Raw genomic sequence first — 25639 nt, forward strand, 5'->3', positions numbered from 1 at the left:
CTGTTTCCCTGAAAATAGCTCTGCTACTTACGTAACTGTCCGTCCCTGCCGGGCCGCGGAGGCATCACGGCACCCGAAAGAAGGAGCCCGGATTGGGAGCGGCTGGACTGGGGGGCCGGCTGGCCGCGGCACGAGCCGGTGCGCTGGTGGGCAGGGAGCCGGAACGGGCGGTCCTCGACCGGATGCTGTCGGGCGCGGCGGACGCTCCCCTCGTGGCGTACCTGCACGGGCCCGGCGGCATCGGCAAGTCCTCGCTGGTGCGTTACGCCGCCCGGCAGGCCGAGATCGCCGGCCGCCGCGTGGTACACGTGGACGGACGATTCCTGGACGCCGATCCGCGTCGGCTGGAGGAGGCCGCGGCCGCGGCGTGCACCGAACCCGGTGCGGTGCTGCTCATCGACACCTTCGAGCAGTGTCAGCCACTCGAGGCGTGGCTGCGCGAGAGCTTCCTGCCGCGGCTCGCCGACCACGCGGTCGTGGTGGTGGCCGGCAGGGTCGCCCCCGACGCCGAATGGTCGCTGGACCCCGGGTGGGCGCAACTGTTCACCGCTCTCGCCGTGCGGCCGCTTGACGCCGCGCAGTCCCACGCCCTGCTCGCCGCCCGGGGCGTTCCCGCCGAGCAGCGCAGCACCTTCGTCGCTTTCGCCGGAGGCAGTCCGCTCGCGCTCACCCTGGCCGCCTCCCTGCCCCCGTCCGCACCCGGCGCGCCGTGGGAGCCCACCGGCGACGTCCTCACCACCCTGGTCGAGAGGCTGGTGGGCGACCTCCCCAGCGCCGTCCACCGCCGCGCCCTCGAGGTCGTCGCGCAGGCCTACGTCACCCGCGAGTCACTGCTGCGGGCGGTGCTGGATGACGAGGACACCGACACGGTGTTCTCCTGGCTGCGCCAGCTGCCCTACATCGAGGCCACCTCCCAAGGGCTGCACCCCCACGACGCGGTGCGAGCAACGCTCGAGGCCGACCTGCGCTGGCGGGACCCCGAGCGCTACGACGACATCCGCGTCCGCATCTCCCTCGCGGGCTTACGGGCGGTACGCGGCGCCACCGAGGACGACGCGCCCTTACGGGTCGCGGAGTGGATGTTCCTCTTCCGCCACCAGGAGGGACCGGACAATCTCTACAACTACCGCATGCACCCGCACATCGAAGACACCCCGCTGCGACCCGAGGACGTGCCCGGCGTGCTGCGCATGGCCGAGGAAGCCGAAGGCCCGGCATCGGCGGCAGCGGTCGCGCACTGGGTGCGCCGCCAGCCGGAGGCCTTCCGCGTCCACCGCTGTACGGGCTCTCCCGCACCCGTGTCGTTCATGGCCGTTCTGCGGCTGGACACCCCCCTGCCCGAGGACCGGGCCGAGGACCCGGTGATCGCAGCGGTCTGGGACCTCGTGGAGGCGACCGCTCCCCTGGGGCCGGGTGAACACCTCGGCATCCGCCGCTTCGCGGTGCAACCCGGCGGGCAACAGCGGCCCTCGCCCCTGATGGAGCTCATCAGCCGGCGCACGATCGGCGAGGAGATGAGGACGCGCGGACGCGCGGTCACCTTCACCGTCTTCGAAGACGCCGACCGGTGGGGACGCTACCTCGCCGAGGCCGGGCTGCCGGAGGTGGCGGCCGTGGACCTCGGCGGGCGACGGCAGCACGTATTCGGCCGGGACTGGCGACGGCAGACAGTGGAACAGTGGGTGCAGCACCGGGCTCGCACCACGGTCACACCCGTGACGACCTGGCCCGCAACCGCCGCCACGCCCGGTGTCGGCGAGGACCGGCCGGGGCGCGACGCGTTCGCGGAGGGCGTGCTCGATGCCCTGCGTACCTGGCATGCTCCCCGCGAATTCGCGACCAGCGCCCTGCTGCACTCCCCTCTCGTGCCGCCGGGCTCACCCGACCCGACCGCCGACCTGCGCGGCGCCATCATCACCGCCCTCGACGCGCTGCCGATCGACCCTGCGGGCGTCAAGGCCCACGAGGCGCTCACCGCCACCTACATCACGGCCGCGCGCACCCACAGGGCGGCCGCCCGCCGACTCGGCGTGCCCTACGGCACCTACCGTCGCCACCTCGCCCTGGCCAAGGAGCGCCTCATCGAACACCTTCTGCGACGATCGGCCACGCCGTCCGCACCGACCCCGCCGCACTCGCCGCACTCGCCGCAAGAGTGAGGCGCACGGCCGCACCGCACCCGCACCCGCCCGTGGCGGAGATGGATGCGGCCGGCTTTCAGGTGGGCGGCGGACGGCCTGTACGGCGGTGTCGTAGAGGCCGAACATGTCGTCCACGAGGAGATCTCCGGCCCCATCCGTCACCACCATGCACGTCGCGCAGGACGACCTCCGCACGCTCAGCCACCCCAAGGACATCTGCATGTCGCCCGCCGGGGGACGAGCGAGGAGTGGGGCACCCTACGATGCACCAGGTCAGGCCACGCGCGCTCGCTGGGGCACGGTGCGCACCGGACGTACGCGGGGCACCGGAGCGGCTGGGGTACGGACGGGCCGGACGCGGTAGGTCGTCCTGGCCGGATCGACCACGGGCTCGCCGAGGCTGATCCTCGCGGAGGAGTACAACGCGTCGCAGTCGGCGGTGGGCAGGGCAACGTAGCAGCTTCCCCTGCCGGTGTCCGGGTCGAACGGCTGCCAGTAGCTGTACCTGCGGCGGCCGTCGGCGTGCACCGTCAGGAAGACGGGGGTGCGGGGATCGGACATGACGCGCAGCACCTCGGCGGCCGTGGAACCCACCGGCGTGGAGGGTCGACTGCGAAAGGGCAGGAGCGTCGTCAGACCTCCCTGGGTGCCGGACGTGGACTGCATCAACGGTGGCCTTTCTGCCGCGGGGACGCACGATCACCTACCCGGTGCGGGCGATCTTGATCTCGCTTTCTGCGCATTGTTCAGTACGGCACTGACATCGGCCTCGTGCGGTCCTCGGATCAGGGCCAGTCGCTGATCCGTTCGGTGCGCGCGGCATCCGAGAGGGGGACGCCGCCGTACCCCTGCTGAAAACCGCAGGACGGGGTAGCTGGAGTCCTGCAAGGTCCCCGCACGAAAGTGATTCCTGCTCCCATGGCGCACACACGAGACGTGGTTGAACTCATTCTCCAGGACCACCGAAGGATGGAGGATCTCTTTCGCCTGATGCGCAGCGTCGAAGCGGACCGGGCTGCCGCCCTTCGCGAATTCTCCGACCTGCTGATCGCGCACGCCCTGGCGGAAGAGGCGAAGGTCTACCCCGCCCTCAAGCGCTACAAGAAAATCGACGACGACGAGGTCGAACACGGCGAGGAGGAGCACGAGGAGGGCAACAAGGCACTCCTGGAACTCCTGAAAGTCGATGAGGTCGGCTCGCAGGAGTGGGACGAGAAGCTGGAAGAACTCGTGCAGGCCGTCACGCACCACGCCGACGAGGAGGAGCGCACCATCCTCAACGGGGCGCGCGAGAATGTGGCCATGGAGCGCCGTGAGGAGCTGGGCCAGGCGTTCCTGGAAGAGCGCGAGCGACAGCTCAAGGCAGGCTGCGGTGCCGTCGACAACGTGCGCCGCATCGTCGGCTCCTGAGCATCCGGGGCCCACAGGCATGCTGGTGCTTGGCGGGTTACCAGCGATACCAGCGTCCCTTGCGGCCACCCGTGTCCGCGGAGCGCATGACGAAGCCGAGCAGCCAGACGACGAGCACGATGACGGCGATCCACCACAGTGCAAGAAACACACAAACGATTTATCCCTACGTGACGATGAGCAGACAGCGGTGGTACCGGAGGCCCAGACGGCGGTCAGCGCCAGACCGAAGCCCGCCATCACGCGTGCTGCCGCATGTGTGGTGACCGATGCGGCGGTGGTGCTGCAGGCCACCGCCGGCAAGGACTGCGCGACGAGGAACAGGTTGCCGCGCTGGAAGACCATGGTGTCGGTGTGCAGGTGGTGCTCCCACAGCCCCGCATCCGCCTGTCGCCGCTGTTCGTCGTCCTCCGGTCTCGCCATGCGCCGGCTATGCCCGTGGCCCCGGCGGAACAACCGGCTCCCGCGGGGCTCACCGCAGCACCACCCGGCGTGCACCCCGCCAAGAGCGCTGCCGCCGGTCAGCCCGCGTCGAGTTCGAGCAGCCCGAGCCGGACGGCCTCACTGACCGTGCCGGCCCGGTTCTCGGTGCCGAGCTTGCGGTAGATCCGGACCAGGTGGGTCTTGACCGTCGCCTCGGTCAGGAACAGGGAGTTGGCGATCGCCCGGTTGCTGAGTCCCTGAGCGAGCAGTCGCACGACCTCGGTCTCCCGTTCGCTGAGCGCCGGTGCCGGGTCGGGAGCCCGGTGGACGAGGCGGGCCGCCGCCTCGGGGGCCAGGCCCATACCGCCGGCTGCCGCCGCGCGCACGGCACGAAACAACTCCTCGGGCGGACCGGCCTTGAGGATGTAGCCCCTGGCGCCCGCTTCCACGGCGCGCACGACGTCGCCACGACCGCTGTAACTGGTCAGCACGACGACGTTGGCCCCCGGCACGGTGGCGGTGATGCGGCGAGTGGCCTCGATGCCGCCGTGGCCGTCGGCCGGGGTGGCGGCGTCCGACAGACGCAGGTCCATGAGCACCACATCGGGCCGCAGTTGCTGGGCCAGGCGTACGGCCTCCGTGCCGTCGCCGGCCTCGGCGATCACCGTGAGGCCGGGCTCGCCCTCCAGCAGGGCGCGCAGACCGGCCCGTACGACCGTGTGGTCATCGACGATCAGGATCCGCAGCGCCTGCTCGGTCACGGTGTGCCGGCCAGGACGCGGTCGGCCGCGGGCAGCACGGCTCGCACGCGGGTGCCGTGGCCCGGGGCGCTGTCGACGGTGAGCGTGCCTCCCAGGGCGTTCAGCCGTTCGCGGGCGGCGGCCAGTCCGAACCCCCGGTCCGGACCGGCGGGTTGGGTGGTGCGCTGGTCGAAGCCCCGTCCGTCGTCGTGGACTTCGACGGCCGCCCCGCCGTCCTCGTAGGTGAGGGTGACCTGGACCTGGGTCGCCCGGGCGTGTTCGCGGGCGTTGGCGAGGAGGCCCTGGGCCACCCGCAGCAGCGTCACGGCCCGTTCGGTAGGCAGGAGGTGCGGCTTTCCTTCGGTGCGGAACGCGGTGCGCGGTGCCGTGGTGGAGGGCTGAGTGCCGGCGCACAGGCCGCGCAGGGCGGTTTCCAGGTCGTCCCGCTCCAGTGCGGGCGGTGTGAGGTCGCTGATGATGCAGCGGGTCTCTTCCAGGTGCGCGCCGAGGGCCTGGGAGACGGCACGCACCCGGCGCAGGGCGGCGTCGGGGTTGCGTGCCCAGTCCCGTTCGGCGGCTTGAAGGAGCATGCGGCTGCCCGCGAGTTCCTGCGCGAGGGTGTCGTGCAGGTCACGGGCGATCCGGGTCCGCTCGGCCAGTCGCCCGGCATCGCGCTGACGCCTCGCCAACTCGCCGCGAGTAGCGGCCAGTTGACTGTTCAGGCGCTGCTGGGAGCGGTACAGGACGACCGTGGCGCCCAGCGCGGCGAGCGGCGGCGCCACCACGTCGAGATCGGCGCCGCCGATGCGTACCAGCGTGGCGAGCAGCCCGGCCGTGATCGCGCCGAGCGTCACACCTGTCACCCCGCGCCCGGGCATCCGCAGCGCGAGCACCGCGAGTGGGACGGCGAGCCAGGTGTAGGCGAAGGCCAGTGGTACCGGAATCTGCCAGGCCGTCCAGGTCCACAGCAGCACCAGTGTCCACAGCCAGACCGGCCGTCCCGCCACGCCGAACCGGTCCCAGCGGGCCGGTCCGGCGATGTAGAGCAGGCCGAGGGCGGTGACTGCCGGTGCGACCTTCCAGCACACCTGGCTGTTCAGCTCGACGAGCCGCACGAGAGTGCCCGCGACCGGAAGCAGAAAGACGAGGTGGGGCAGGTGCCGCACGGCCGGGGACAGCCGACGGCGTGCGAGGGGGGTGGAGAGGGACACACGGGCTCCCTGCGGCGGGGGACGCAGTCGACAACGAAGCCAGAAGTGTAGAACGCGCCCTGTGTGTCCCGGGTAAAGCACCCTGTGCCGCGGTCACCGCCCCGGGTGCAGGCCCAGCCACCCAGGCGACGGGTCGCCCTTGACCTCGCCGAAGTACAGGGCGAAGGTCTGCTTCAGCCGTTCGATCCCGGCACGGTCCTCCATGAACGCCGGGAAGCCGTCGATGTTGGCGTTCGGGAAGTCCCACACGGGCTTGAGGCTCGCGTTCGGGGTGATGTCCTCACGGACCGACCAGCCGTTGAAGGCTGCCTTCTGACGCGCCTCGGACAGCTGCCAGTTCATGTAGAGCTTGGCCGCTGCCGGATGCGCGGCCTGCTTCAGGATGGCCGCGCGCTGCCCCCAGGCCATGAAGGGGGCCTCGTCAGGGAGCACCCACTTCACCGTTGTCGAGGCGGAGGCCGCGCCGCCGCCGCCACCGACGCCGATGATCTTCTGCTTGCCGTTGACCGCGGCGCCGGGAGAGTTGGTGCCGCGTGCGAACTGCGGCTGCTGGGCCGCGAAGGCGGCTACCCAGTCCCATCCGTAAGTGCGCTGGTAGAGGGAGTAGAGGTAGAGGACCGCGTCGTCGTCGTGCGGGTAGGAGGACGCGATGGCGTTCTTCCAGCGGGCGTCGACCAGGTCGGCCGGGGTTTTGGGGGCGTTCGCGCCGGCGGCCTGGATGTCGTACATGAAGCTGAAGGCGATGACCATCAGCGCCGTCCACGCGCCGTCGGGGTCCTTGAAGCCCTGGTGCACCTCGGAGAAGCCGGCGGGCTTGTAGGGGAGCAGCTTGCCCTGGCGCTTCCAGCGGGTGAAGTCCTGAAGGGTCTGCAGCTGGACGACGTCGGGGACCAGGGTGCCGGTCGCGAGCTGGTTGTCGACGCGGACGTCGTGGTACTTGCTGTAGTCGACGGCGACCGTCAGGTCGACCTTGGGGAAGGCGGCCGCCCAGGCGGTCCGGACGGCTGCGGCCTGGCTGTCGACGTCGCCGCCCTGGTAGAGGACGAGCTTGCCGCCCTCGGCCACGGCGGCCTCGTACAGCTCTTCCAGCGAGCGCCGCTCCTCTCGCACACCCGGCAGGGCAGCGGCCCCGGAGCTTCGGGCGCCCGGTGCGGCAGACGCCTGGCCGGCCGCGGCACCGGCGAGCGCCACGCCTGCACCCGCGCCTGCGGCGAGCAGCCGGCGCCTGCTGAAGTCCGTGGGCATGGTGGGGATCCTCTCCTCGTGTCCGACCTGTGATGTCGTCGGCGACTCGGGCTCGACGGCTCGGCAAGTCTTGCGCGACGTGGCCCTCTTGCGCGTCGCCCGAACGCCGGGACCGGATTCAACCCTTCGATGGACACGGCAGGGTGTTTCGTCCCCAGGTCACCGAGTTGTTGCCGCCTCGGAAGGGGGGATTGAACACGCACACTCCTCGTCACGGTGCTCGTCACCGCCCTGGCCACCACCCTTCTCGACGCCTCCTTCGGCAGCCGCCTGTCCGACGCGGACAGGAAGACGTCCACCTCGGTCACGCAGCTCTGCGACGGGACGGTCGACGCGGTCGAGGCCGCCCACCGCGCACAGGTACGGCCGGTGGCGAACGGGCCCGTCGTCCAGAGCGCGGCCTACGACTCCGGCTCCTCCACGACCACGGTCTCCATCACCTCGTACGCGCTCACCACGCACCAGGTGGCGGTCCTCGCCTCCAAGAAGAAGGAGGCCCGCGGACGCGGTCATCACCATCCTCGGCTCCACACTGATCTGCTCGCTCACCGGTCCGGTCGGCTGCGAGTGGGGCGTGCGGTTCGCGTCCCTCGTCGGCGGGTTCGTCGGCGCGCCGGCCTTCCAGTACCTGACCGACGGCTACCTGAACCGGAAGTGACCTTCTCAGGCCTCGACAAGCTGGACGAGTCCTACGTCGGCAGGGGCATCCGGGCCACGCTGCCGGTCGCCTACAACGGCGGCGGTTCCATCGAGCCGGTCATCGCCGAGAAGCGCGGCCGGCCGATCGCCGACGGGGTGCGGTTCCGCATCCCCTCCCTCGCCTCCGGCCGTGCCGTGCACGACGACCTGTACTCGGGCAACTACAACAGCCCGTACTACAACTGGGACGTCGCCGAGACCCCGCACATCAACGGGGACGGCGCCATCGGCTACCTGATCGGCCAGGGCAGCAGGTGCCTGACCAACACCGGCTGCGACGACCAGTTCCTGATCACTCCCCCCCGGCGGCACCTATATCCCGGACACGGTCTTCAACTGGAAGAGCCACATCTCGGTGTACGAGCACGCATAGGCCCCCGCGGCTTCGTGCCCGGCCCGGTGACCAACGTCACCGGGCCGGGCATTGTCGTCGCCTCGCCCGGTCGGTCATAGTTCGGCCAAGATTGTGTTTGAGGGGTTTTCCTGGGAGTTCCATTGGGTCGTCCAGAACGTCCGGTCGATCCGAGCGCCGGTCCGGTGCAGCTGTTCGCCCATGAACTGCGCCTGCTGCGGCAGAAGGCGGGCAGTCCCTCGTACCGCGCGATGGCCCACCGTACGGGCCTGTCGGTGTCCGCGCTCTCGCGCGCCGCCGCGGGTGAGCGGCTGCCCTCGGCCGCGGTGGTCCGCGCCTACGTGGAGGCGTGCGACGGGGACCCCGACGTATGGGAAGCGCGCCGCGGCGCGGCCGCCGAGGAGGCGGCGGAGACGCAGGAGGCGGCTGCCACCGGGTCCGGCGGAGACGCCACCTCGCCGTACCGCGGACTCGCCCGGTTCGAACCCGGGGACCGCAAACTCTTCTTCGGGCGTGAGCGGCTCGTCGCCGAGTTGCTCGGCCTCGTGTGCGAGCACCGGTTCGCCGCCGTGTTCGGCGCGTCCGGCAGCGGCAAGTCGTCGCTGCTGCGGGCGGGGCTGATCCCCGCCCTCCAGGAGGCCGCCGGGGAGCGCGGGCGCCCCGCGGTCGTCCGGATCCTCACGCCCGGTGAGCGGCCCGCGGCCACCTACGGCCACCTGCTGACACCCGGGGACGGCGCTCCCGACAGCTGGTTGATCGTCGACCAGTTCGAGGAGGTCTTCACGCTCTGCCGGGACCGCGCCGAGCGCACCCGGTTCATCGACCTGCTGCTGGCGGCCAGGGAGCCGGACTCCCGGCTGCACGTGGTGATCGCCATGCGGGCCGACTTCTACGGGCAGTGCGCCGACCACCCCGGGCTCGTCGACGCGCTGCGCCACTGCGGGCTGCTCATCGGGCCGATGTCCGCCACCGAGCTGCGGGAGGCGGTCACCGGGCCCGCGGCCGTCGCCGGGTTCATCGTCGAACGCGAGCTGACCGCCCGGATCGTCGAGGAGGTCATGGACCGGCCCGGCGCGCTGCCCATGCTCTCGCACGCCCTGCTGGAGACCTGGCGGCGCCGGCGCGGCCGCATCCTCACCCTCGCCGCGTACGAGGCGGCCGGCGGGGTCCAGGGCGCGATCGCCGCGACCGCTGAACACGCCTACGGAGCGCTGTCGGCCGGCGAGGCGGACATCGCGCAGAAACTGCTGCTGCGGCTGATCACGCCCGGCGAGGGCGCACCCGACACCCGGCGCTCGGTCACCCGCGCGGAACTGGACGACTGGGACGATCCCGCACTTCCCGCGGTCGTCGAGCGGCTGGCCGCCGCCCGGCTGCTCGCCCTCGACGGCGACTCCGTCGAACTCGCCCACGAGGCGCTCATCACCGGCTGGCCGCGGCTCGGCCGGTGGATCGACGAGAACCGGGGGCGGCTGATCGCCCATCGGCGACTCGGCGAGGACGTACGGGCGTGGCTGGATCTCGGGCGGGACGGCGGGGCGCTGTACCGGGGAGTGCGGCTGGAGCGGGCGGTGGAGCTGTTCGGGACGCCGGACACCGGATGGCGTCCCGTCCTCACCTCTTCCGAACGCGCCTTCCTGACCGCCGCCCTGCGGGCCCGCGACGACGAGCGGCACGCGGTGAACCGTACCCGGCGAAGAACCCGGCGGCTGATCACCGCCGCCGCCGCGCTGCTCGCACTCGCGCTGGTGATCGGGCTGGTCGCCTGGCAGCAGCACGACACCGAGCTGCGGGACGCCCGGGCCGCGGCCGCCCAGCGGGTCGCCGAGGTGGCCGACAGCATGCGCACCACCGATCCCCGCACCGCCATGCTGCTGGGTCTGGCCGCCTGGCGGATCGCCGAGCTCCCCGAGAGCCGGGCGGCACTGCTCGCCGCTCCGGCCCAGCCCGAGCGCGACGCGTTCACGGATCCCGGGCCGGGCGGCGGCAGCACCGAACGGTTCCTCGTCCGCTCGGGACAGGTCCTGCTGAGCGTCGGCGGCCGCTCCTGGCACACCTGGGACACCGTCACGCACCGGGCGATCGCCTCCGGTCGGCTGCCCGTCGACAGTCTGCGCATCGAGGCGGTGAGCCGCGACGGCAAGGTCCTGGCCCTCGACAGCGATGCGGGCGTACGGCTGTGGAACCTGGCCACCGGCCGGTGGACCGGAAGCACGGCGGTCGACGCGGGTGCGGAGATCGACCCTGGTGCGGCGATCGCCTCCGACGCGGTGATCGCCACCTTCGACGCCGCCGCCGACGACTACCTGCTCAGCTCCGTCAACGAACCGCGCGTCGAGCTGCGCGCCCTCGCGGGCGGCCGCCTGCTGTTCCGGGCGACGGCGGGATCCGAGACGAACGTGGCCACCACGGCGGACGGCCGCCTGGTCGCCGTCTGCCCCACCCGCGGCGCCGTCCGGATCCACGACCTCTCCAACGGCCGTACGCTGTCCGGTGGCTGGACGAAGCAGACGGGGGCGGGCAGCTGCGGCGACGACAACTCCCGTCTCGTCTTCGACTCCGCCGGCCACCGGCTCGCGGTGGTCTCCGGCGCGGACATCCGGGTCTGGGACATCGCGTCCGGCCGGAAGACCGCCGTGTTCGACGCACCGGCCTCCGAGTCCGTCGCGTTCAGCGCCGACGGCGCCTTCCTCGCCGCGGCCGGACCGGCACAGCTCACCGTATGGCGCCTGTCCGCGCCGGGCGCACCCGTCTTCCGCCACTCCCTCGACGGCCGCCGCATACGCGGCGACCTCGCCTGGGACCCGCACGGATCCGCACTGCGCTACCTCGAAGGCGGCACGGTCCACACCCTCGACCTGGGTCCGGCCGTCACCGCGGCCTGGCGGGGGACGGCACTGGCCGACGCGCTGCTCAGCCCCGACGGCCGTACGCTCGCCACCGCCGAACAGCGGCCCGGGGGCTACGTCTTCCGGCTCCTCGACCCCGCCACCGGCCGTACCCTGCGCACCCTCCCCACGGCGGCACTCCCCGTGCCCGCCGACAGCGCCGGGCCGGTGACGGCCGCGGACGCCCAGCCGATGATGACGTTCGGCCCGGACGGCACCACCCTCGCCTACGGCGTCTCCGCGCCGGACCGCGGCGTCTCGGCACAGCCGCTGACGCTCTGGGACGTCCGCCGCGCCCGCGTACGGACGACGCTGGACCTCGCGGCCGACTCCCCCCTGTCCGCCGCCGTCGAGCAGGTCGCCCTGGGCCCCGGCGGACGTCTCCTCGTGGCCGTCCGCGACACCGTCGCCGGCACGACGGACGCCGAGGTCTGGGACATCGCGCACCACCGCAGAACCGCCGACCTCGGGAACATCGACGCCACGGCCCTCGCCCTGCGCCCCGACGGGGGCCTGCTCGTCGGCGGCGACCGGATGGCGACCCCGCCCTCCGGCCGCAGCACGTCCCGGACCCTGGGGCTCGGGCAGGAGACGGAGGCGGTGGCGTTCAGCGCGGACGGCTCCCGGGTCGCGGTCGGTGACGCGTCCGGCCGGGTCGCCTTGTGGGACGGCAGCCTCGGCCACCGGCTCGGCGTCCTGCCCAACACCTTCCCGGCCCCCGTCGGCAGCGGCGCCCCGGAAGCCGTGGCCGCGCTCGCCTTCAGCCCCGACGGCGCCACCCTCGCCGTCGCGGGAGACTCCGGAAACCTCCAGCTCTGGGACACCGCGAACCGGCAGCCCCTCGGCAGCGGCCTCACCACACCCGGCGAGGCCATCACCTCCCTCGCCTTCACGGCGGACGGCACCTCGCTCTACGCCGCCAGCCTCCACTCCCCCGTCCAGCGTTACCGGGTGACCCCTGCTTACGCCGCGACCTGGATCTGCGCCCACACGGGCACGACGCTGACAGCGGCCGAGTGGCATACGTACATTCCGGACGCGCCGTACCGGGACCTGTGTCCGGGCAAGGGGTGAGGACTCCCCCGTCTGCGCTGTCGGTCATGGAAGACCATCAGGAACCCGGACCTGCGCACCGGCCGGCGGCGCCCTCGTGGTGCTCCCGGCGAGTGCGCTCGGCCCCGTCGGGCCACACGACGTCGACGGGGACGCCCGCCGCCCGGGCTTCGAGCACGGTGTCGGCGGTGCCGCCGCCTCTGCCGGTGGGCGGAGTGCCGTCCCAGACGGCGACGAGCCGGTCGGCGCGTTCCACGAGGACGTTGTTCGCCGCCTCGTACGCCCGTCGGCCGCCTGTCTCGATCGGCAGGACGACGATGTCGTGCGCGGCCTCGACCAGGCGGTCGAACACGGGCGCGTGGTCGGGCCGCACCCGGGTACGCCGGTAGTCCCGGGAGGGGATGACGACGGCCAGACGGCCGCCGACGGCGAGCACGGCCTCCGCGAAGAGAGAGTCGGCGCCCCTGGCGAGACAGGACACCCCGACCAGTTCCCCGTCGGCGGCGTAGGGCCGCAGGAGTTCGTCCAGGGCGGTGCGCACCAGGGCGGAGGTGTTCGCCGTGAGGTCGATGTGCCCGGTCACCGCGATGGTCGTCATGGGGCGCCCCTTTCACCGGCCGGCGGGCTCCTGGAGGGTGTACCCGTGGCGGAGGATCACCTTCACCGATCCCATGGCGACCGGACGGCTCTTCCACGCCGCGTTCGTCGGCCCGCTCGCCGGTCCCGGCGCCGACGAGGCCGAGCGATGGTCCCATGACGTACTCTCCGGCAGTAATCATCCGCAGAACCAAGGGAGTTGACGTGTCGACAGCAGTGGTCGTCGGAGCGGGTCCGGGGATCGGCAAGTCCGTGGCCGACCGGTTCGCGCGGGAGGGGTTCTCCGTCGCCGTGATCGCGCGCAGCCCGGAGACCGTGTCCCGGGTGGCCGCGGACATCGGGCGGGACGGCCGGAAGGTTCTCGCCCTCACCGCCGACAGCACCGACGAGGACTCGCTGCGGGCAGCGCTCGACACCGTCGAGGCAGAGCTCGGGCCGGTCGACGTGGCTGTCTACAACGCCGCGCTGATCCGCCGCGACGCCCCGGGCGAACTCGGCGCCCGAGGACAGCTGGAGGCCTGGGCCGTCAACGTCGTCGGCGCCCTGAGCACCGCCGCGCACGTGGCCCCGGGCATGGCCGCACGAGGACATGGCACGATCCTGGTCACCGGCGGGATGCCCCGGATCGACCCGGGTTACGTCAGCCTGGGGCTCGGCAAGTTCGGTGTCCGGACTCTGGTCGGACTGCTCGACGCGGAGTACGGTCCGGCAGGTGTCCACGTCGCCTCGGTGACGGTGCCCGGCGCGGTCGCTCCCGGTACCGCCTACGATCCCGACGACATCGCCGAGCACTACTGGCGGCTGCACGTCCAGCCGCGCGGCGCCTGGGAGCACGAGGTCGTGCACGGCGGTGTGGCCGCTCCGTAGGAGCCCTGTACACACCGGTCGGCCGGTGAGGTCAAGACCGTCTTTCCGGTCTCGGGCGGCACGGCGACGGGCGCCCTCGGGCACACTGCGTGTTTCGTTTCCCTGGGGCCCCTGATGAATTGTTTGTGAACTACGCAGCGCGCAGGAGGACCACCGCCGGACCCGCAAGCCAGTACGGAGCGTAAACACTTGTCCGTTGAATCATGGCGCGAACCGTACTGGCACTGCGCCATGGGCATCGCCGCAGAATGAAACGCACTGTTTCACGACTCGCGCATTCAATTGGGGGAGGGGACTTTCATGTCCCGCGAAAGACAGGGCGTTTTCTTACCCAGCCCCGGGGCGGCGGGGCACCGTTCATGAGCGCTGCGCTGGTCGACAGGTGCGGGCCGGTGCGTGTACTGCGCACACAGGAGACGAACCTGCGCTGCGGTTTCAACGTATGGGGAAATCTCGTCAGCGATGCCTGCGGGCCGCTGCGGGTCTACCGGACTGAGCCCGGCACCTTCCAGGGAGCCATCGTCACCGGCGGCTTCGGCGCCGTCCAGCTCGCCAGGATCCAGGCTGGACCGCATGCCGTGGAACGCACCGAACTGCTGGTCAGCAGAGCCACGAGCACCCCGCTCCACCTCACGTGCGTTCTGGACGGCGAGGTCCGGGTCAGCCAGGACGGGACCACGGCCCTCGCCCGAGAGGGCAACCTTTTCTCCTACGACAGCTCGCGACCCTTCACGCTGTCGATGCGGCGGCCGATCCACATGGTCAGCGTGAAGTTCGACCACCACCTCGTCGACCTCCGGGCGGGCCTCGAACACCCGCTGCGGGCAGCCACCTGGTGCGGGAGCAAAGGGGCCAGCGTGCTCCTCGCCGATCTGCTGCGCAGCGCGGCGAGCCACATGGCCGAGCTCGATCCGGCGGTCGCGGACCAGCTGGGCAGCAGCGTCGCCAGCCTGGTCGGCGCCGTGTGCTCGGAGAAGCTCGGCGGCGCGGACCAGGAGCCCTTGATGATGCGGCGGGCCCTGCTGCACCGGATCAAGACCTTCGCCCGCGCCCGCCTCGGCAGCCCCGAGCTGACCCCCCGCCACCTGGCCAGGAGCCACAACATCTCCCTGCGCTATCTCCAGTTGCTCTTCCAGAGCGAGGACACCAGCCCCGCGCTGTGGATCCGCAACGAGCGGCTGCGGCGCTGCAGGGACGACCTGTCCGATCCGCGTACGGCCCATCTGACCGTGGCCAACATCGCGGAACGCTGGGGACTGGACAGCGCCTCGCACTTCAGCAAACTCTTCCGCGAGCGCTACGGGGTGACGCCCCGTGAGTGGCGCAGGCAGTGTCTGCGCGGTCCCGAGTAGCGCACTGCGCAAATCCGCTATGCCGCATGCGTGTTCACGCCACAGCGGGCTGCGCCAGGCCAGGAGACTGAAGTCTGATTTCCCGAGCTGAAGGGTCCGTGATGCGGCATTTCCCTGCCGTTCAAGAACAGAAGTAGAACGGGAATTGTCAGCGACATTGAACGGGGGTTGGTCGTATGGTTTTTCCGAGGAGAATCGGGATAGTGGGAGGCGGTGCCTCCGCGGTGTGCCTGCTCGACGCGCTGAGCCGGCGTGACGAAGGCCCGGAATCCGTGGTTGTGTTCGATCCGTCTCCGCATCTGTGGCGCGGGCGCGCCTATCAGCCCGACGCGGCGACGCTGCGGGTCAACGCCCCGCCCGAGGACATGACCGTGCGCGCCGGCGACCCAGGGCATTTCGCACGCTGGCTGGCCGCACGGGACGTGATCCTGGGCCCGCGCGCCGACTACGTCGACGCCCGGTCGGGGATCGCCTTCCCGCCACGTGCCCTGTACGGCGACTACCTCGAACAGTGCGCCCGTGGCGCGCTGACCCGGCTCGCAGCCCTGGGCAGCCGTATCGCGCTGGTCCGCGAGGGCGTCGTCGACCTGGTCCGCGAGGACGGCACCCTCGTCGCGCACACCGCCGACCGAGGGACGTACGGCCTCGACCACGTCGTGCTGTGCGTCGGCACCGGAGAACCGGCCGACCCGCACCGGCTCTCCGGCCGGCCGGGGTTCGTCGCGGACCCCTATCCGGTGGTGCGGCGGCTGGCCGGCATCGGTGACCGGGAGCGGGTCGTGGTGCTGGGCAGCGGGCTGACCGCGGTGGACGTCGTCCTGGCGCTGACCGCGGCCGGACATCGCGGCCAGATCCTGCTGGCCTCTCGGCGCGGGGTCCTGCCCAGTGTCCGACAACGTCCCGTGGAGCACACGCTGCGGTACTTCACCGCGGCGCACTTCCGGGCGATGGCCGCGCGCGGCGAGCTGCTCACCCTCGCGGACGCCGCGGCCCTGATGCGGACCGAGCTGGCGGCTGCCGGGTCCCGTACCGATGCGATCGCCCGGGAGATCGTCTCGGGCACCACCGAGGATCCCGTCGCCCGGCTGCGCCGCCAACTCGGCCTGGTGGCCGACGCCGACCCGGGACTGCGCATCCTCCAGCGGGCGGTCCCGGACACCGGACCCGACGTCTGGCCGCTGCTGGCCGAGCACGAGAAGTCGGAGCTGCTGCGCGAGCACTACCGGACCATCATGAGCCTGTGCTGCCCCATGCCGCCGGCCAGCGCGGCCACCCTGCTGGAGCGGGCCGACCGGGGACTGCTGGAGGTCGTGCGCGGGGTGCGGCGGGTCACCGCCGGTCCCGGTACGGGCTTCGAGGTCCACGGCGACAGCGGTGTTCGCCACGCCGATGTCGTCGTCAACGCCGTGAGCCCGCCCGGGCATCGCGTTCCGCACGCGGCCGAGGCCCTGGTGGCCGCGCTCACCGGGCGGGGGCTGGCCGTGCGGCACCCGCGCGGCGGAGTCCAGGTCGACCGGGCCACGAGTGGGCTGCGGACGGGAGAGGAGACCGACCGGCGGATCCACGCGCTGGGCGATCTCGCTTCCGGCTCGCTCTTCTTCACCTTCGGAGTCCCCTCACTGGTGGACCGGGCGGTCGACATCGCCGAGGCCATCCACCGGGAGGCGGCGCACAGCGCCGTCGAAGCCGCGGACTCCGTCCAGGCCGTATGAGACCGAACGACCGCCGGACGACCTACGACCGAGGAGCCACCGCATGACCGACATCGCGACGCGGGAACCGGCCGCCTATCTCGCGGACACGCACACCGGGCTGCCACTGCCCACGGAGCCCGTCTTCGACTCCGTGGAGGACAGCCGCAGGCATCGCAAGCAGCGCCTGACCGCCGCCCTGCGGCTGTTCGGCAAGTACGGCTACGGGGAGGGCGTCTCGGGGCACATATCGGTGCGCGATCCCGAGCACGAGGACCGGTTCTGGGTGAACCCGTTCGGCGTCTCCTTCAGCCGTGTGAAGGTGCGCGACCTGATTCTGGTGGACGCCGAGGGCCGGGTGGTCGACGGACACCACCGGGTCAACCCCAGTGCCTTCGTGATCCACTCCGCCATCCACCGCGCCCACCCCGGCGCCACCGCCGCGGCGCACGGCCACACGCCGTACTCGCGTGCCCTCGGCGCCCTCGGCCGGCTTCTGGAGCCGCTCGACCAGGAATCCGCCGCCTTCTACCAGGACCAGGTCCTCTACGGCGACTACGAGGGCCCGTCCATCAGCCTGGCCCAGGGAGAGGACATCGCCGCCCGGCTGGGCGACAAACGGGCGATCCTGCTGCGCCACCACGGGCTGATCACCGTCGGCGGATCGGTCGACGAGGCGGTGCACTGGTTCTTCACCTACGAGGCCGCCGCCCAGGTGCAGTTGCTGGCGGCGGCGGCCGGCCGGGTGCGGCCCATGAGCCACGAGCAGGCGCTGGCGGCGCGCGACGGCTTCGGGGACCGGCACCTGGGCTGGTTCAGCTTCCAGTTGCTGTGGGACGAGATCGTCCACGAGCAGCCCGACCTGCTGGAGGAGTGAGGGCGGAGCCCGGGGCGGCTCTGCCGGGCAACGAGGCCGCTCCCCTTTCCGGGGAGCGGCCTCGTTCATGTGCCGAGCCCCGCCGACCGGGCTCGACGTCCGTCAGCCCAGGGACCGTGCGGCCGGCTCCGCCTGTCCGGCGCGCCGCCGGGCGGCGAGGGCGGCGAGGGGTACGGAGAGCGCCGAGAGCGCCGCGATGACGACGATCACCCAGGTGCCCTGGTGGTACCCGGACAGCATCCGGGCGGGCTCGGCGGTGTCCTCGTCGCCCATGCGCACGGTGACCACGGCGAGCACCACCGCGGCGCCCACCTGGTACCCGGTCTGCAGGATGCCCGCGGCGAGCCCCTGCTCGGACTCGTCGACCCCGGAGGTGGCCTGCACGTTGGCGGCGGTGAAGGCGAACGGGAAGCCGATGCCGATGAGCAGCATGCTCGGCAGGACCATCCACCAGTACGAGGAGTCCTCGCCGACGCGCAGGAAGAGCAGGAAGGCGACGGCGTACGCGGCCATGCCGCCGAAGACCGGCCAGCGCAGGCCGGTGCGACCGAGCCAGTTCCCGGCGCGCGGTGCGAAAGTGAGGATCATCAGACCGATCGGCAGGAAGGCGAAGGCCATCTCCAGCGGGGACCAGCCCCGGTAGGACTGGAGGTAGAGGCTGCCGATGAACTGGTAGCTCATGTAGGTGCCGAGGATCGCCGCGGCGATCAGGCTGGCGCCCACCAGCGACTTGTTGCGCAGCAGACCGAGGCGCAGCAGCGGCTGCGGGGCGCGTGACTCGATGACCGTGAAGGCGGCGAGCAGCAGCGCCGCGACGGCGAGAACACCGAGGGTGGCGCCGGAGGTCCAGCCCTTGGCGGGTGCCTGCACGATGCCGTAGACCAGCAGCAGCATGGCGGCGGTGACGGTGACCGCGCCGGCCGCGTCGTAGTGGCGCTCGGTGCCGTCGTGCGCGGGGTCCTTGGGGACCAGGAGCAGGGCCCCGATCAGGGCCGCGAGGGCGACCGGCACGGAGAGCATGAACGTCCAGCGCCAGCTGGCCTCGGTGAGGGCGCCACCGACCACCACGCCGATGGAGTACCCGACGGCACCGCAGGCGGTGTAGATGCCGACGGCCCGGTTGCGCTGCGGGCCCTCGGGGAAGTTGCCGACGATGATCGACAGTGCGGAGGGCGCGGTCAGTGCGGCGCCGATGCCCATCACCAGTCGGCCGGCGATCACCATGAACCCGCTGGTGGCCAGTCCCCCGGCGAGTGAGCCGACAGCGAGGACGGTGAGGCCGGCGAGGAAGACCCGCCGCTTGCCGAGCAGGTCGGACATCCGGCCGCCGAGCAGCAGGAAGCCGCCGAAGCCGAGGACGTAGGCGCTCACCACCCACTGTGCGGCGGACGTGCTCATGTCGAACTCGTCCTTGATCTGGGGGGTGGCGATGCCGACCATGATGTTGTCCAGCGCGTCGAGGGAGAACGCGCCGCACACCACCACGAGCATTAACCATTCCCGCGGCCCCCACCGTACGGCCGCTTCCGCGCCGCCCTTGACGGGTGACGCGCCGTCCACCGGGGCGTCGTCCGCGATAGTCATGAAACCGGTCTCCTTGCGTAGAGTTGGAGGGCAGGACAAAGCGGCCGCCCGTTTGCCGCCCCAGGGGACAGCGGCCAAGGCGACTTATGTACTAACCTATACATAAGAAGCTATCGAGCGGCCGATGCGCCGTCAAGGAGGTCATGTGGCCCGCACCGGACGCCCCCGCGCCTTCGACCGTGACGCGGCTTTGCACACGGCCATGCTGGTCTTCTGGGAACGTGGTTACGCGACCACCTCGACCACCGACCTGACTGCGGCCATGGGCATCAACCCGCCGAGTCTGTATGCCGCGTTCACGAACAAGGAACAGCTGTTCCGGGAGGCCATCGGGCTCTACGAGCGCACCGAGGCGGAGGCCTCCCGGCAGGCCATGGACCAGGCACCGACGGCACGCGAGGCCGTCGCGGCGCTGCTGCACGAGAGCGTCGACCGGTTCACCACCGAGGGCAAACCGCGTGGCTGCATGATCGTGCTCGCCGCCACCAACTACACCGCCGACCACGAGTCCGTCCGGGACTTCGCGCTGCGCTGCCGTGCCCGCACCAAGACCACCATCCAGGCCCGCCTGGACACCGCGGTGCGCACCGGGGAGCTGGCCGCGGACACGGACACGGACCGGATCGCCGCCTTCTACACCACCTTCCTCAACGGCCTGTCCCTCCAGGCCCGCGACGGGGCGGACCGCGCCCAGCTGCACGGCCTGGTGGACATGGCGATGGCAGTGTGGAACACCCCCTCCGGCCCCCTCGTCGGCGCCGTGTCCGCGAGCTGAGGGGCCCGGTGGTCAGCCGGCCGTCGTGACCTTCTCCAGCCACGACCGGGTGGCCTCGGGCGACTCGATGGCCTGCCACATCGCCGCCGGGTGGTTGAAGTTGGTGACGAAGGCGTCGGCGACCCGGGGGTCGGCGGTGGCGGCGGCGAAGATCTGGCCCAGATGCTCGGGCGGCGGCCCGATGTTGAGGTTGGACCAGGCGACGACCGGTTCCGCGATCCGCCACAGCGCCTCCGCCGCCCGTGCGGCGAAGTCCGCGTCGAACGGCCCGCCGGCCACGATCAGTTGGGCCAGCTCGAAGGCGCAGGCCGAGCCGAGGTTCGCGCCCTGCCCGGTCAGCGGGTCGTTGACCACCCAGGCGTCCCCGAGAGCCAGCGCCACCCGCCCCGACGGCAGCGTGGTCCAGCTCTGCCGGACCGTCGGGGTGAGGCCGCCCTGGATCACGTCACCGGGACGGCGGATCGCGAACTCGCCGTCCGTGATCCGCTCCCGCAGCTCGGGCGCGTGGTCCGCGACCAGCCCCAGCAGGGTCTTCTCGAAGCCGGCCGGGTCCGCCGCGTGGTCGTAGGAGGCGAGTTGCTCCAGCGGGCCGCCGGGCAGGGCCTCCACGACCATGCCGTGCGCGGGCCCGTCCGCGGTGAGGATCCTGGTGGAGAAGATCTCCCCCGCCTCGGTGACCTGGAAGTGGATCCAGCCCGGATCCGTGGGCGCGATGCCGTGGAACAGCCCGGCGGTCAGGACACGTTGGGGCGTGCTGTAGGGCGAGCGGTCCGGGTCGCGCGGGAACAGTCCGGTGGCCGCGGTGCGCCCGCTCGCCACCACCACCAGGTCGTGGTCGCGCGAGACCCGGTCGATCTCGGCCGCCTCCGGCCGCAGCACCTCGACCCGGCCGCCCCGCTCCAGGTAGTCGGCGGTCAGGCGGGGCAGGTAGAAGCGCAGATCGACACCGCTCGCGGGCGCGTCGAGAGCGCCGTAGAAGCCGATGCCCGAGCCCGCGGGTCCCACGAGGTTCACGCCCTGGGTGTCGTTCTCCGCTCCGTCCCAGTGCGAGACGCCCAGTTCGCGCTCCCGCTGCCGGGTGCGGCCGAAGCGGACCGGGAGGCTGAGGGGGCGGCCCGCGGCGACCTCCTCGGCGCTGCGCTCCGCGTAGAGCGTCGTGGTCACCCCGGCCTGCTGCAGCCGCAGGGCCAGGTGCAGACCGGAGATGCCTGCTCCGACGATGGCGATGTCTGGCATGGTGCTCCTTCGTGATCGGGCGTGCGAGGGGGTGGCAGGCAGGGGGCGCCTCAACCGAACTGCGGGAGGACGTGCTCGGCGAACAGCCGCAGCGAACGGCGGGCCCGGTCGGCGGGCAGACCGGGGGCGCGGCCGAAGAAGATGACCCGTTCGACGTCGCCCAGCGGCTTGATCCGGTCACGCAGCCCTTCGGCGACGACATCGGGCGGGCCGACGAGGAACAGCTCGCGCGGCAGGTCGTCCACGGACGGCAGGCCCGGGTTGCCGAACCACTCCTGGAACTTGTTCAGCAGGTACCAGTAGTGCTCCCGCACCTCCTGCCAGCCCTCCTCGGCGTCCTCGCACACATAGACGCCCGGGGTGACGATCGCCGTCACCCCGAACCGCGCCGGGTCGTGGCCGTTCTCGGCGAGGGTCCGCCGGTAGAGGTCGAGCACCTCCGGCGGGGTGCCGAGGTCGGGCAGGAAGCGCAGCCCATGGCGGCCGGCCCGGCGGGCGGCGGCCTCGCCTCCCCCGCCGATCCACACCGGCGGCCGGCGCTCGGGCACGGGGGTGACGACGACGTCGTCCACGGTGAAGTGCTCGCCGGCGTAGGAGAACGGCTCCCCGGTCCAGGCCCGGTGCAGGATCTCCACCGTCTCCTCGGTCCGGCGCCCGCGCTGGGCCCGCTCGACGCCGAGCGCCTCGAACTCCTTCTCCCGGTAGCCGGGAGCGAGGCCCAGCTCCAGCCGGCCACCGGAGAGCAGGTCGGTGACGGCCGCGTCCTCGGCGAGGCGCAGGGGGTGGACGAGGCTCGCCAGCAGCATGGCGGTGCCGAGCCGAACGCGTCGGGTGCGGGTGGCTATGGCCGCCAGCGCGGGGAAGAGGGAGGGCAGATAGCCGTCGTCGGTGAGATGGTGCTCGGAGAGCCAGACGGACTCGAACCCCAGGTCCTCGGCGTCGGTCGCCAGAGTCAGCGTCTCCTCGTACACGTCGGCCCAGGGCTGCCGCCAGCGCGCCGGGTTGCGGAAGTCGAGCCAGATCCCGAATTTCACTGTTCCTCCTGGGAGTTGGGGCAGGTCATCGTCATGCCTCCGAGAGGGCGCGCAAGCGACCGTTCACGGAGACCAGCGGGGGCCGTCGGTGCCGGCCGCCGGTGGCCAGCACCTCTCCGATGAGCACGGTGTGGTCACCGGTGTCGTGCCGGTCGTGCAGGGCGCACTCCAGCCAGCCCGGCGCGTCCAGCACCAGCGCCCCGGTGCGCGGTCCGGGCGTTGCCGTGCAGGTCAGCAGGGCCCTGGCCCGGTCCTCCGGGCCGCCGTCCAGGGCCTGGGCGAGGTCGACGCCGGCCACGTCGAGGATCGACACCGCCCACAGGCCGGTCGCGAGCAGCGTGCCGAGGACGTCGCAGTCTCGTCGTACGGCCAGGGAGACCAGCGGTGGTTCCAGGGAGGCGGAGGTGAAGGAACGCACGGCCACCGCGTCGTGCCGACGGTGGCCCTCCTCCTGTGCGAACGTGGTCACCACGCAGATTCCGGTGGCGAACGTACGCATCGTCGCGCTCAGGTCCAGGGACATGCCAGGCCTCTCGTTCGGGGCGCCCGCGGTCACCGCCGGGCTCCGGGCAGCCGGGCGGCCAGCACCGAGCGGCGGAGCTTTCCGGTGGCCGTCCTGGGCAGTTCGTGCTCCATCAGCGCCTCCACATGGGCCCCGTCGGCGCCGAACCGGCGCCGCAGCCGCTCCCGCACCAGCGCTTCCGCCTCCCGCGCGGGCACCCCCGCCCGGGGGCTGAAGAAGACCGCGAGGCCCTCAGGTCCCGCACCGTCCGCGGCACAGGCGCGGGCGACGGTGAACGACGGCCGCACACACGGCAGTTGATCCACCGCATCCTCGATCTCGTGGCCGTGGTACAAGGCGCCGTTCAGTTCGATGACGCCGTCGGCGCGGCCGGTCACGGTCAGCTCGCCGTCCGCCACGAAGGCCAGGTCGTCGGTGACCAGCCAGCCGTCCGCCGACCGCGGCGCCGGCCGCGGCACACCGCCCTCGAGATAGGCGTCGACCACCGGTACACCCGTGACCTGGAGTCGTCCCACGGCGCCGACGGGCAGCACCCGTCCGTCCTCGCCGACGACCCGCACCGACACCCCGGGATGCGGTACACCCACCGGTACATGGCGCCGGGGCGGGCCGTCCCCGGGACGGAACACGCTGTCCACGACACCCGAAGCGGTCTCCGGCATCCCCCATCCGGGGTGCACGGCGCCGGGCGGCAGCCCGTGCGGGGCCAGCGCGGCGACGAACCGCCGGGTGGTGCGGTCCCGTACCGCCTCACCGCCGTTCATGATGTACCGCAATCCGCTCAAGTCCCAGGAACGGTCCGGCTGTTCGTCGATCCGGTCGGCGACGAGCGCGAAGGTGCGGTTCGGTGCCCACGTGGTGTCGATCCGCTCGGCGTCGGCCAGGTCCAGCCAGCGCAGCGGGTCGGCGCGGACCCACTCGGTGTCGACATGAACCTGATGACAGCCGAGGAACACGTCCCGCACATGGAACATGACGATCCCGCTGACGTGGTCGAGCGGCATCCAGTTCAGGCTCCGGGTGGTCGCGTCCAGCCCGCGCGCCACGGCGGTGGCGTGCGCGCGGGCCAGCACATGACGGTGGGTCAGCGGGACCGCCTTGGGCCGCCCGGCGCTGCCGGAGGTGAGGGTGAGCACCGCCAGGTCGTCCGGCAGGGCCTCGACCGGCCGCCCCGGCCGGCCCTGCCGCAGCGCGCCGATCGGACCGAGGCGGCGCAGCCCCGGCGGCAGCGGCCCGGGGACATCGTCGGTGAGCAGCCACGCCTCCCCCACCGCGGCGACGGCCTCGCCGAGCCCGGCCTCGTCGGTGCCGGGCGGCACCGGCAGCGGGACCAGGCCACCGAGCACACACGCCCAGAAGGCGGTGAGCAGGTCGGCGGAGTCCGCCGTCCGCAGGATCACCGGCGCGCCGGGCGGGGGGCCGGCGGCGGCCAGTCCGGCGAGAGTGTGCAGCGCGTCGTCGTACAACTCGGTGTAGGAGCGGCGGGCCGCGGTGCCCTCACCGTCGATCAGGACCACGCCGTGCCCGGTGCGCGTGGCGCGCAGCAGGGCCTCGCCCAGCGTGTCGGCCGGTGGCGGGGGCAGCGGTCCGCCGTGCAGGACGGCGAGAGCGTCGGAGGCCGACGCGCCCCGTTGTCCATGGTCGTCGGCGCGGGATGCGGGGGCCAACGCGGCCGGATACCTCCCGTCGTCGGCGTGCTCGGGGCTGTTCACGCCACGATGCCCAGGCTGAACGGATTGAACGGGGTGCCGCCCAGCAGATGCGCCCCCGCCGACTGGAGCACCTGGTCCTGCGCGATCACGTGCTGCCGCATCGTCGTCAGGTCCCGCAGCCAACGATCCAGTGGTGAGGGGCGGTAGACGGCTGTCGTGGCCACCAGGTCGTAGAGCCGACCGACGATGGTGCGGGCCACCCGGAACGCGTTGACCCGCGCGAGCACGGTGTCCACCCGGTCGTCCCGGCCTATCTCACCGCCCGCCTCCAGGATCCGCATCTGCCGGCGCAGACTGCCGTAGACGGCGTGCCGGGCCGCCCCCAGTTCCATCTCGGACTCCGCGACGGCCAATTGCACCCGGTAGGTGTCGGCCCAGGGCGTGGCCGCGGCACGGTCGGTGCGGCCGACGGCCAGCTCCCGTACGTAGTCCAGGGCGGCCCGCGCCACACCCAGCGGCACGCCGGGCATGTTCCGCAGGATCGCCTCCGGCGTCGCGTAGGGGCCCTTCGCCCGAGGTGTGCCCAGGCTGAACGAGTGCCGCTCCGGGACGAACAGGTCGTGGGCCTGGTAGTCGCAGCTGCCGCTGCCGGCCAGACCGGTCGTGTGCCAGGTGTCGATGATCTCGAACTCCTCGCGGCGCGCGAGCATGATGCGCCAGTGGCCCGCTCCCCCGTCCGGCCCGGGCTCCGGCCGGCCGTCCCGGTGGACGAGACACCCGGCCACCACCCAGTCGGCGTGGGTGATGCCACTGCCGAACTGCCAGCGTCCGGTGACCCGGTAGCCGCCGGGAACCCGCTCGGCCCGGCCCAGCGGCAGGATCAGCCCGGCCGTGATGGTGTCCGGGTCGCCGAGTTCGTCACGGGCGACGGACTCGGGCAGGAACTGCGCGTACAGCGGGGTGTCCATGCCGATCATGGCGCACCAGGCGGCGGAGGCGTCACCGCGGGCGAGGATCTCCACCACTTCTGTCTGCTGCACGGAGTCGAGCCCCGGGCCACCCCGCTCGGCCGGCACGCCCATGCGGAAGACACCGGCGGCGCGCAGTTGTTCCACTACCGCGGCCGGCAGCCGGCGGGCCTGTTCGATCTCCTCGGAGGCAGCCCGCAGCACCGGGACCAACTCCTCGGCGCGGCTGAGAAGTTCGTCCGCCGTGGTGGGCGGGACAGCGGGGCGCGCCTCGGCGGCCGCCTGTGTTGTGACCATCTGCGTCAGTCCCCTGTCTCACTC

The 25639-nt window shown here is 72.2% G+C and carries 20 protein-coding genes and 1 pseudogene; 9 read left to right on the top strand and 12 right to left on the bottom strand.

What is annotated here, in order from left to right:
- The first annotated feature begins 92 nt into the window (after positions 1–92).
- Positions 93–2159, top strand: coding sequence for an AAA family ATPase (locus ACFYZ8_RS27050; protein WP_388533684.1), 2067 nt, complete (start codon positions 93–95; stop codon positions 2157–2159).
- 255 nt (positions 2160–2414) lie between these two features.
- Here ACFYZ8_RS27050 and ACFYZ8_RS27055 read toward each other — a convergent pair whose 3' ends face one another.
- Positions 2415–2735, bottom strand: coding sequence for a hypothetical protein (locus tag ACFYZ8_RS27055; RefSeq protein ID WP_359036140.1), 321 nt, complete (start codon positions 2733–2735; stop codon positions 2415–2417).
- Between the two features lie 324 nt (positions 2736–3059).
- On the opposite strand from ACFYZ8_RS27055, the gene ACFYZ8_RS27060 reads away from it, so the two are divergent.
- On the top strand, positions 3060–3551 hold the full coding sequence (locus tag ACFYZ8_RS27060) for a hemerythrin domain-containing protein (protein WP_388533680.1): 492 nt from the start codon (positions 3060–3062) through the stop codon (positions 3549–3551).
- Between the two features lie 37 nt (positions 3552–3588).
- On the opposite strand, the pseudogene ACFYZ8_RS27065 reads toward ACFYZ8_RS27060, so the two are convergent.
- The 4 genes and pseudogenes from ACFYZ8_RS27065 to ACFYZ8_RS27080 all read right to left on the bottom strand — a co-directional run.
- Positions 3589–3693 (bottom strand): annotated as a pseudogene (locus ACFYZ8_RS27065) (DUF5670 family protein); the annotation flags it as partial.
- 379 nt (positions 3694–4072) lie between these two features.
- Positions 4073–4735: a response regulator gene (locus ACFYZ8_RS27070; protein WP_388533677.1), complete on the bottom strand. Its 663-nt coding sequence runs from the start codon at positions 4733–4735 to the stop codon at positions 4073–4075.
- Positions 4732–5925 carry a sensor histidine kinase gene (locus tag ACFYZ8_RS27075; RefSeq protein ID WP_388533675.1) on the bottom strand — a complete coding sequence of 398 codons (1194 nt, stop codon included), beginning with the start codon at positions 5923–5925 and terminating at the stop codon, positions 4732–4734. Before ACFYZ8_RS27075 ends, ACFYZ8_RS27070 begins: the two co-directional genes overlap by 4 nt.
- Positions 5926–6018: 93 nt before the next feature.
- The gene (locus tag ACFYZ8_RS27080; RefSeq protein WP_359036150.1) at positions 6019–7170 is read right to left on the bottom strand and encodes an ABC transporter substrate-binding protein; all 1152 of its coding nucleotides are present in this window, start codon (positions 7168–7170) and stop codon (positions 6019–6021) included.
- A gap of 216 nt (positions 7171–7386) precedes the next feature.
- Between ACFYZ8_RS27080 and ACFYZ8_RS27085 the strand changes: the two genes are divergently transcribed.
- Both ACFYZ8_RS27085 and ACFYZ8_RS27090 read left to right on the top strand, forming a co-directional pair.
- The gene (locus ACFYZ8_RS27085) at positions 7387–8322 is read left to right on the top strand and encodes a hypothetical protein (RefSeq protein WP_388533673.1); all 936 of its coding nucleotides are present in this window, start codon (positions 7387–7389) and stop codon (positions 8320–8322) included.
- 84 nt (positions 8323–8406) lie between these two features.
- Positions 8407–12183 (top strand): hypothetical protein, encoded by a 3777-nt coding sequence (locus ACFYZ8_RS27090; protein WP_388533671.1) that lies wholly within the window; start codon positions 8407–8409, stop codon positions 12181–12183.
- A 37-nt stretch (positions 12184–12220) separates the two neighbouring features.
- On the opposite strand, the gene ACFYZ8_RS27095 is transcribed toward ACFYZ8_RS27090, so the two are convergent.
- Complete coding sequence (locus ACFYZ8_RS27095) at positions 12221–12760, bottom strand: hypothetical protein (RefSeq protein WP_388533668.1); 540 nt, start codon at positions 12758–12760, stop codon at positions 12221–12223.
- Positions 12761–12963: 203 nt separating this feature from the next.
- On the opposite strand from ACFYZ8_RS27095, the gene ACFYZ8_RS27100 reads away from it, so the two are divergent.
- The 4 genes from ACFYZ8_RS27100 to ACFYZ8_RS27115 all read left to right on the top strand — a co-directional run bounded on the left by ACFYZ8_RS27100 (position 12964) and on the right by ACFYZ8_RS27115 (position 17546).
- Positions 12964–13626, top strand: a complete 663-nt coding sequence (locus tag ACFYZ8_RS27100) for an SDR family NAD(P)-dependent oxidoreductase (protein WP_359036158.1) — start codon at positions 12964–12966, stop codon at positions 13624–13626.
- Positions 13627–13985: 359 nt separating this feature from the next.
- Positions 13986–14978 (top strand): helix-turn-helix domain-containing protein, encoded by a 993-nt coding sequence (locus ACFYZ8_RS27105; RefSeq protein WP_359036160.1) that lies wholly within the window; start codon positions 13986–13988, stop codon positions 14976–14978.
- A gap of 203 nt (positions 14979–15181) precedes the next feature.
- The gene (locus ACFYZ8_RS27110; protein ID WP_388533663.1) at positions 15182–16690 is read left to right on the top strand and encodes an FAD/NAD(P)-binding protein; all 1509 of its coding nucleotides are present in this window, start codon (positions 15182–15184) and stop codon (positions 16688–16690) included.
- A 43-nt stretch (positions 16691–16733) separates the two neighbouring features.
- The gene (locus ACFYZ8_RS27115) at positions 16734–17546 is read left to right on the top strand and encodes a class II aldolase/adducin family protein (RefSeq protein ID WP_359036164.1); all 813 of its coding nucleotides are present in this window, start codon (positions 16734–16736) and stop codon (positions 17544–17546) included.
- A gap of 102 nt (positions 17547–17648) precedes the next feature.
- Here ACFYZ8_RS27115 and ACFYZ8_RS27120 read toward each other — a convergent pair whose 3' ends face one another.
- The gene (locus tag ACFYZ8_RS27120) at positions 17649–19130 is read right to left on the bottom strand and encodes an MFS transporter (protein WP_388533661.1); all 1482 of its coding nucleotides are present in this window, start codon (positions 19128–19130) and stop codon (positions 17649–17651) included.
- 145 nt (positions 19131–19275) lie between these two features.
- On the opposite strand from ACFYZ8_RS27120, the gene ACFYZ8_RS27125 reads away from it, so the two are divergent.
- Positions 19276–19905, top strand: a complete 630-nt coding sequence (locus ACFYZ8_RS27125; protein WP_359036168.1) for a TetR/AcrR family transcriptional regulator — start codon at positions 19276–19278, stop codon at positions 19903–19905.
- 12 nt (positions 19906–19917) lie between these two features.
- Here ACFYZ8_RS27125 and ACFYZ8_RS27130 read toward each other — a convergent pair whose 3' ends face one another.
- From ACFYZ8_RS27130 to ACFYZ8_RS27150, 5 genes are read right to left on the bottom strand one after another with little or no spacing between them, the layout of a single operon-like run.
- Positions 19918–21141 (bottom strand): styrene monooxygenase/indole monooxygenase family protein, encoded by a 1224-nt coding sequence (locus ACFYZ8_RS27130; protein ID WP_388533658.1) that lies wholly within the window; start codon positions 21139–21141, stop codon positions 19918–19920.
- Between the two features lie 50 nt (positions 21142–21191).
- Positions 21192–22175: an LLM class flavin-dependent oxidoreductase gene (locus ACFYZ8_RS27135; RefSeq protein ID WP_359036172.1), complete on the bottom strand. Its 984-nt coding sequence runs from the start codon at positions 22173–22175 to the stop codon at positions 21192–21194.
- A gap of 31 nt (positions 22176–22206) precedes the next feature.
- Positions 22207–22698: a flavin reductase family protein gene (locus tag ACFYZ8_RS27140; RefSeq protein ID WP_359036174.1), complete on the bottom strand. Its 492-nt coding sequence runs from the start codon at positions 22696–22698 to the stop codon at positions 22207–22209.
- Between the two features lie 29 nt (positions 22699–22727).
- A complete protein-coding gene (locus ACFYZ8_RS27145) occupies positions 22728–24410 on the bottom strand; it encodes an AMP-binding protein (RefSeq protein ID WP_388533654.1) in 1683 nt (560 codons plus the stop codon).
- Entirely contained in the window at positions 24407–25615 is a 1209-nt protein-coding gene (locus ACFYZ8_RS27150; RefSeq protein ID WP_359036178.1) for an acyl-CoA dehydrogenase family protein, read from the bottom strand. The genes ACFYZ8_RS27145 and ACFYZ8_RS27150 overlap by 4 nt, the downstream gene beginning before the upstream one ends.
- Between the last annotated feature and the right edge of the window lie 24 nt (positions 25616–25639).

The sequence above is a fragment of the Streptomyces sp. NPDC001668 genome, assembly GCF_042893155.1.
Taxonomy (GTDB): domain Bacteria; phylum Actinomycetota; class Actinomycetes; order Streptomycetales; family Streptomycetaceae; genus Streptomyces.

What these genes read in the sequence shown, in the direction of transcription:
- ACFYZ8_RS27150 (WP_359036178.1), bottom strand. Translation starts at nt 25,615, where the DNA reads ATGGTCACAACACAGGCGGCCGCCGAGGCGCGCCCCGCTGTCCCGCCC.
- ACFYZ8_RS27120 (WP_388533661.1), bottom strand. Translation starts at nt 19,130, where the DNA reads ATGACTATCGCGGACGACGCCCCGGTGGACGGCGCGTCACCCGTCAAG.
- ACFYZ8_RS27060 (WP_388533680.1), top strand. Translation starts at nt 3,060, where the DNA reads ATGGCGCACACACGAGACGTGGTTGAACTCATTCTCCAGGACCACCGA.
- ACFYZ8_RS27105 (WP_359036160.1), top strand. Translation starts at nt 13,986, where the DNA reads ATGAGCGCTGCGCTGGTCGACAGGTGCGGGCCGGTGCGTGTACTGCGC.
- ACFYZ8_RS27140 (WP_359036174.1), bottom strand. Translation starts at nt 22,698, where the DNA reads ATGTCCCTGGACCTGAGCGCGACGATGCGTACGTTCGCCACCGGAATC.
- ACFYZ8_RS27095 (WP_388533668.1), bottom strand. Translation starts at nt 12,760, where the DNA reads ATGACGACCATCGCGGTGACCGGGCACATCGACCTCACGGCGAACACC.
- ACFYZ8_RS27115 (WP_359036164.1), top strand. Translation starts at nt 16,734, where the DNA reads ATGACCGACATCGCGACGCGGGAACCGGCCGCCTATCTCGCGGACACG.
- ACFYZ8_RS27130 (WP_388533658.1), bottom strand. Translation starts at nt 21,141, where the DNA reads ATGCCAGACATCGCCATCGTCGGAGCAGGCATCTCCGGTCTGCACCTG.
- ACFYZ8_RS27080 (WP_359036150.1), bottom strand. Translation starts at nt 7,170, where the DNA reads ATGCCCACGGACTTCAGCAGGCGCCGGCTGCTCGCCGCAGGCGCGGGT.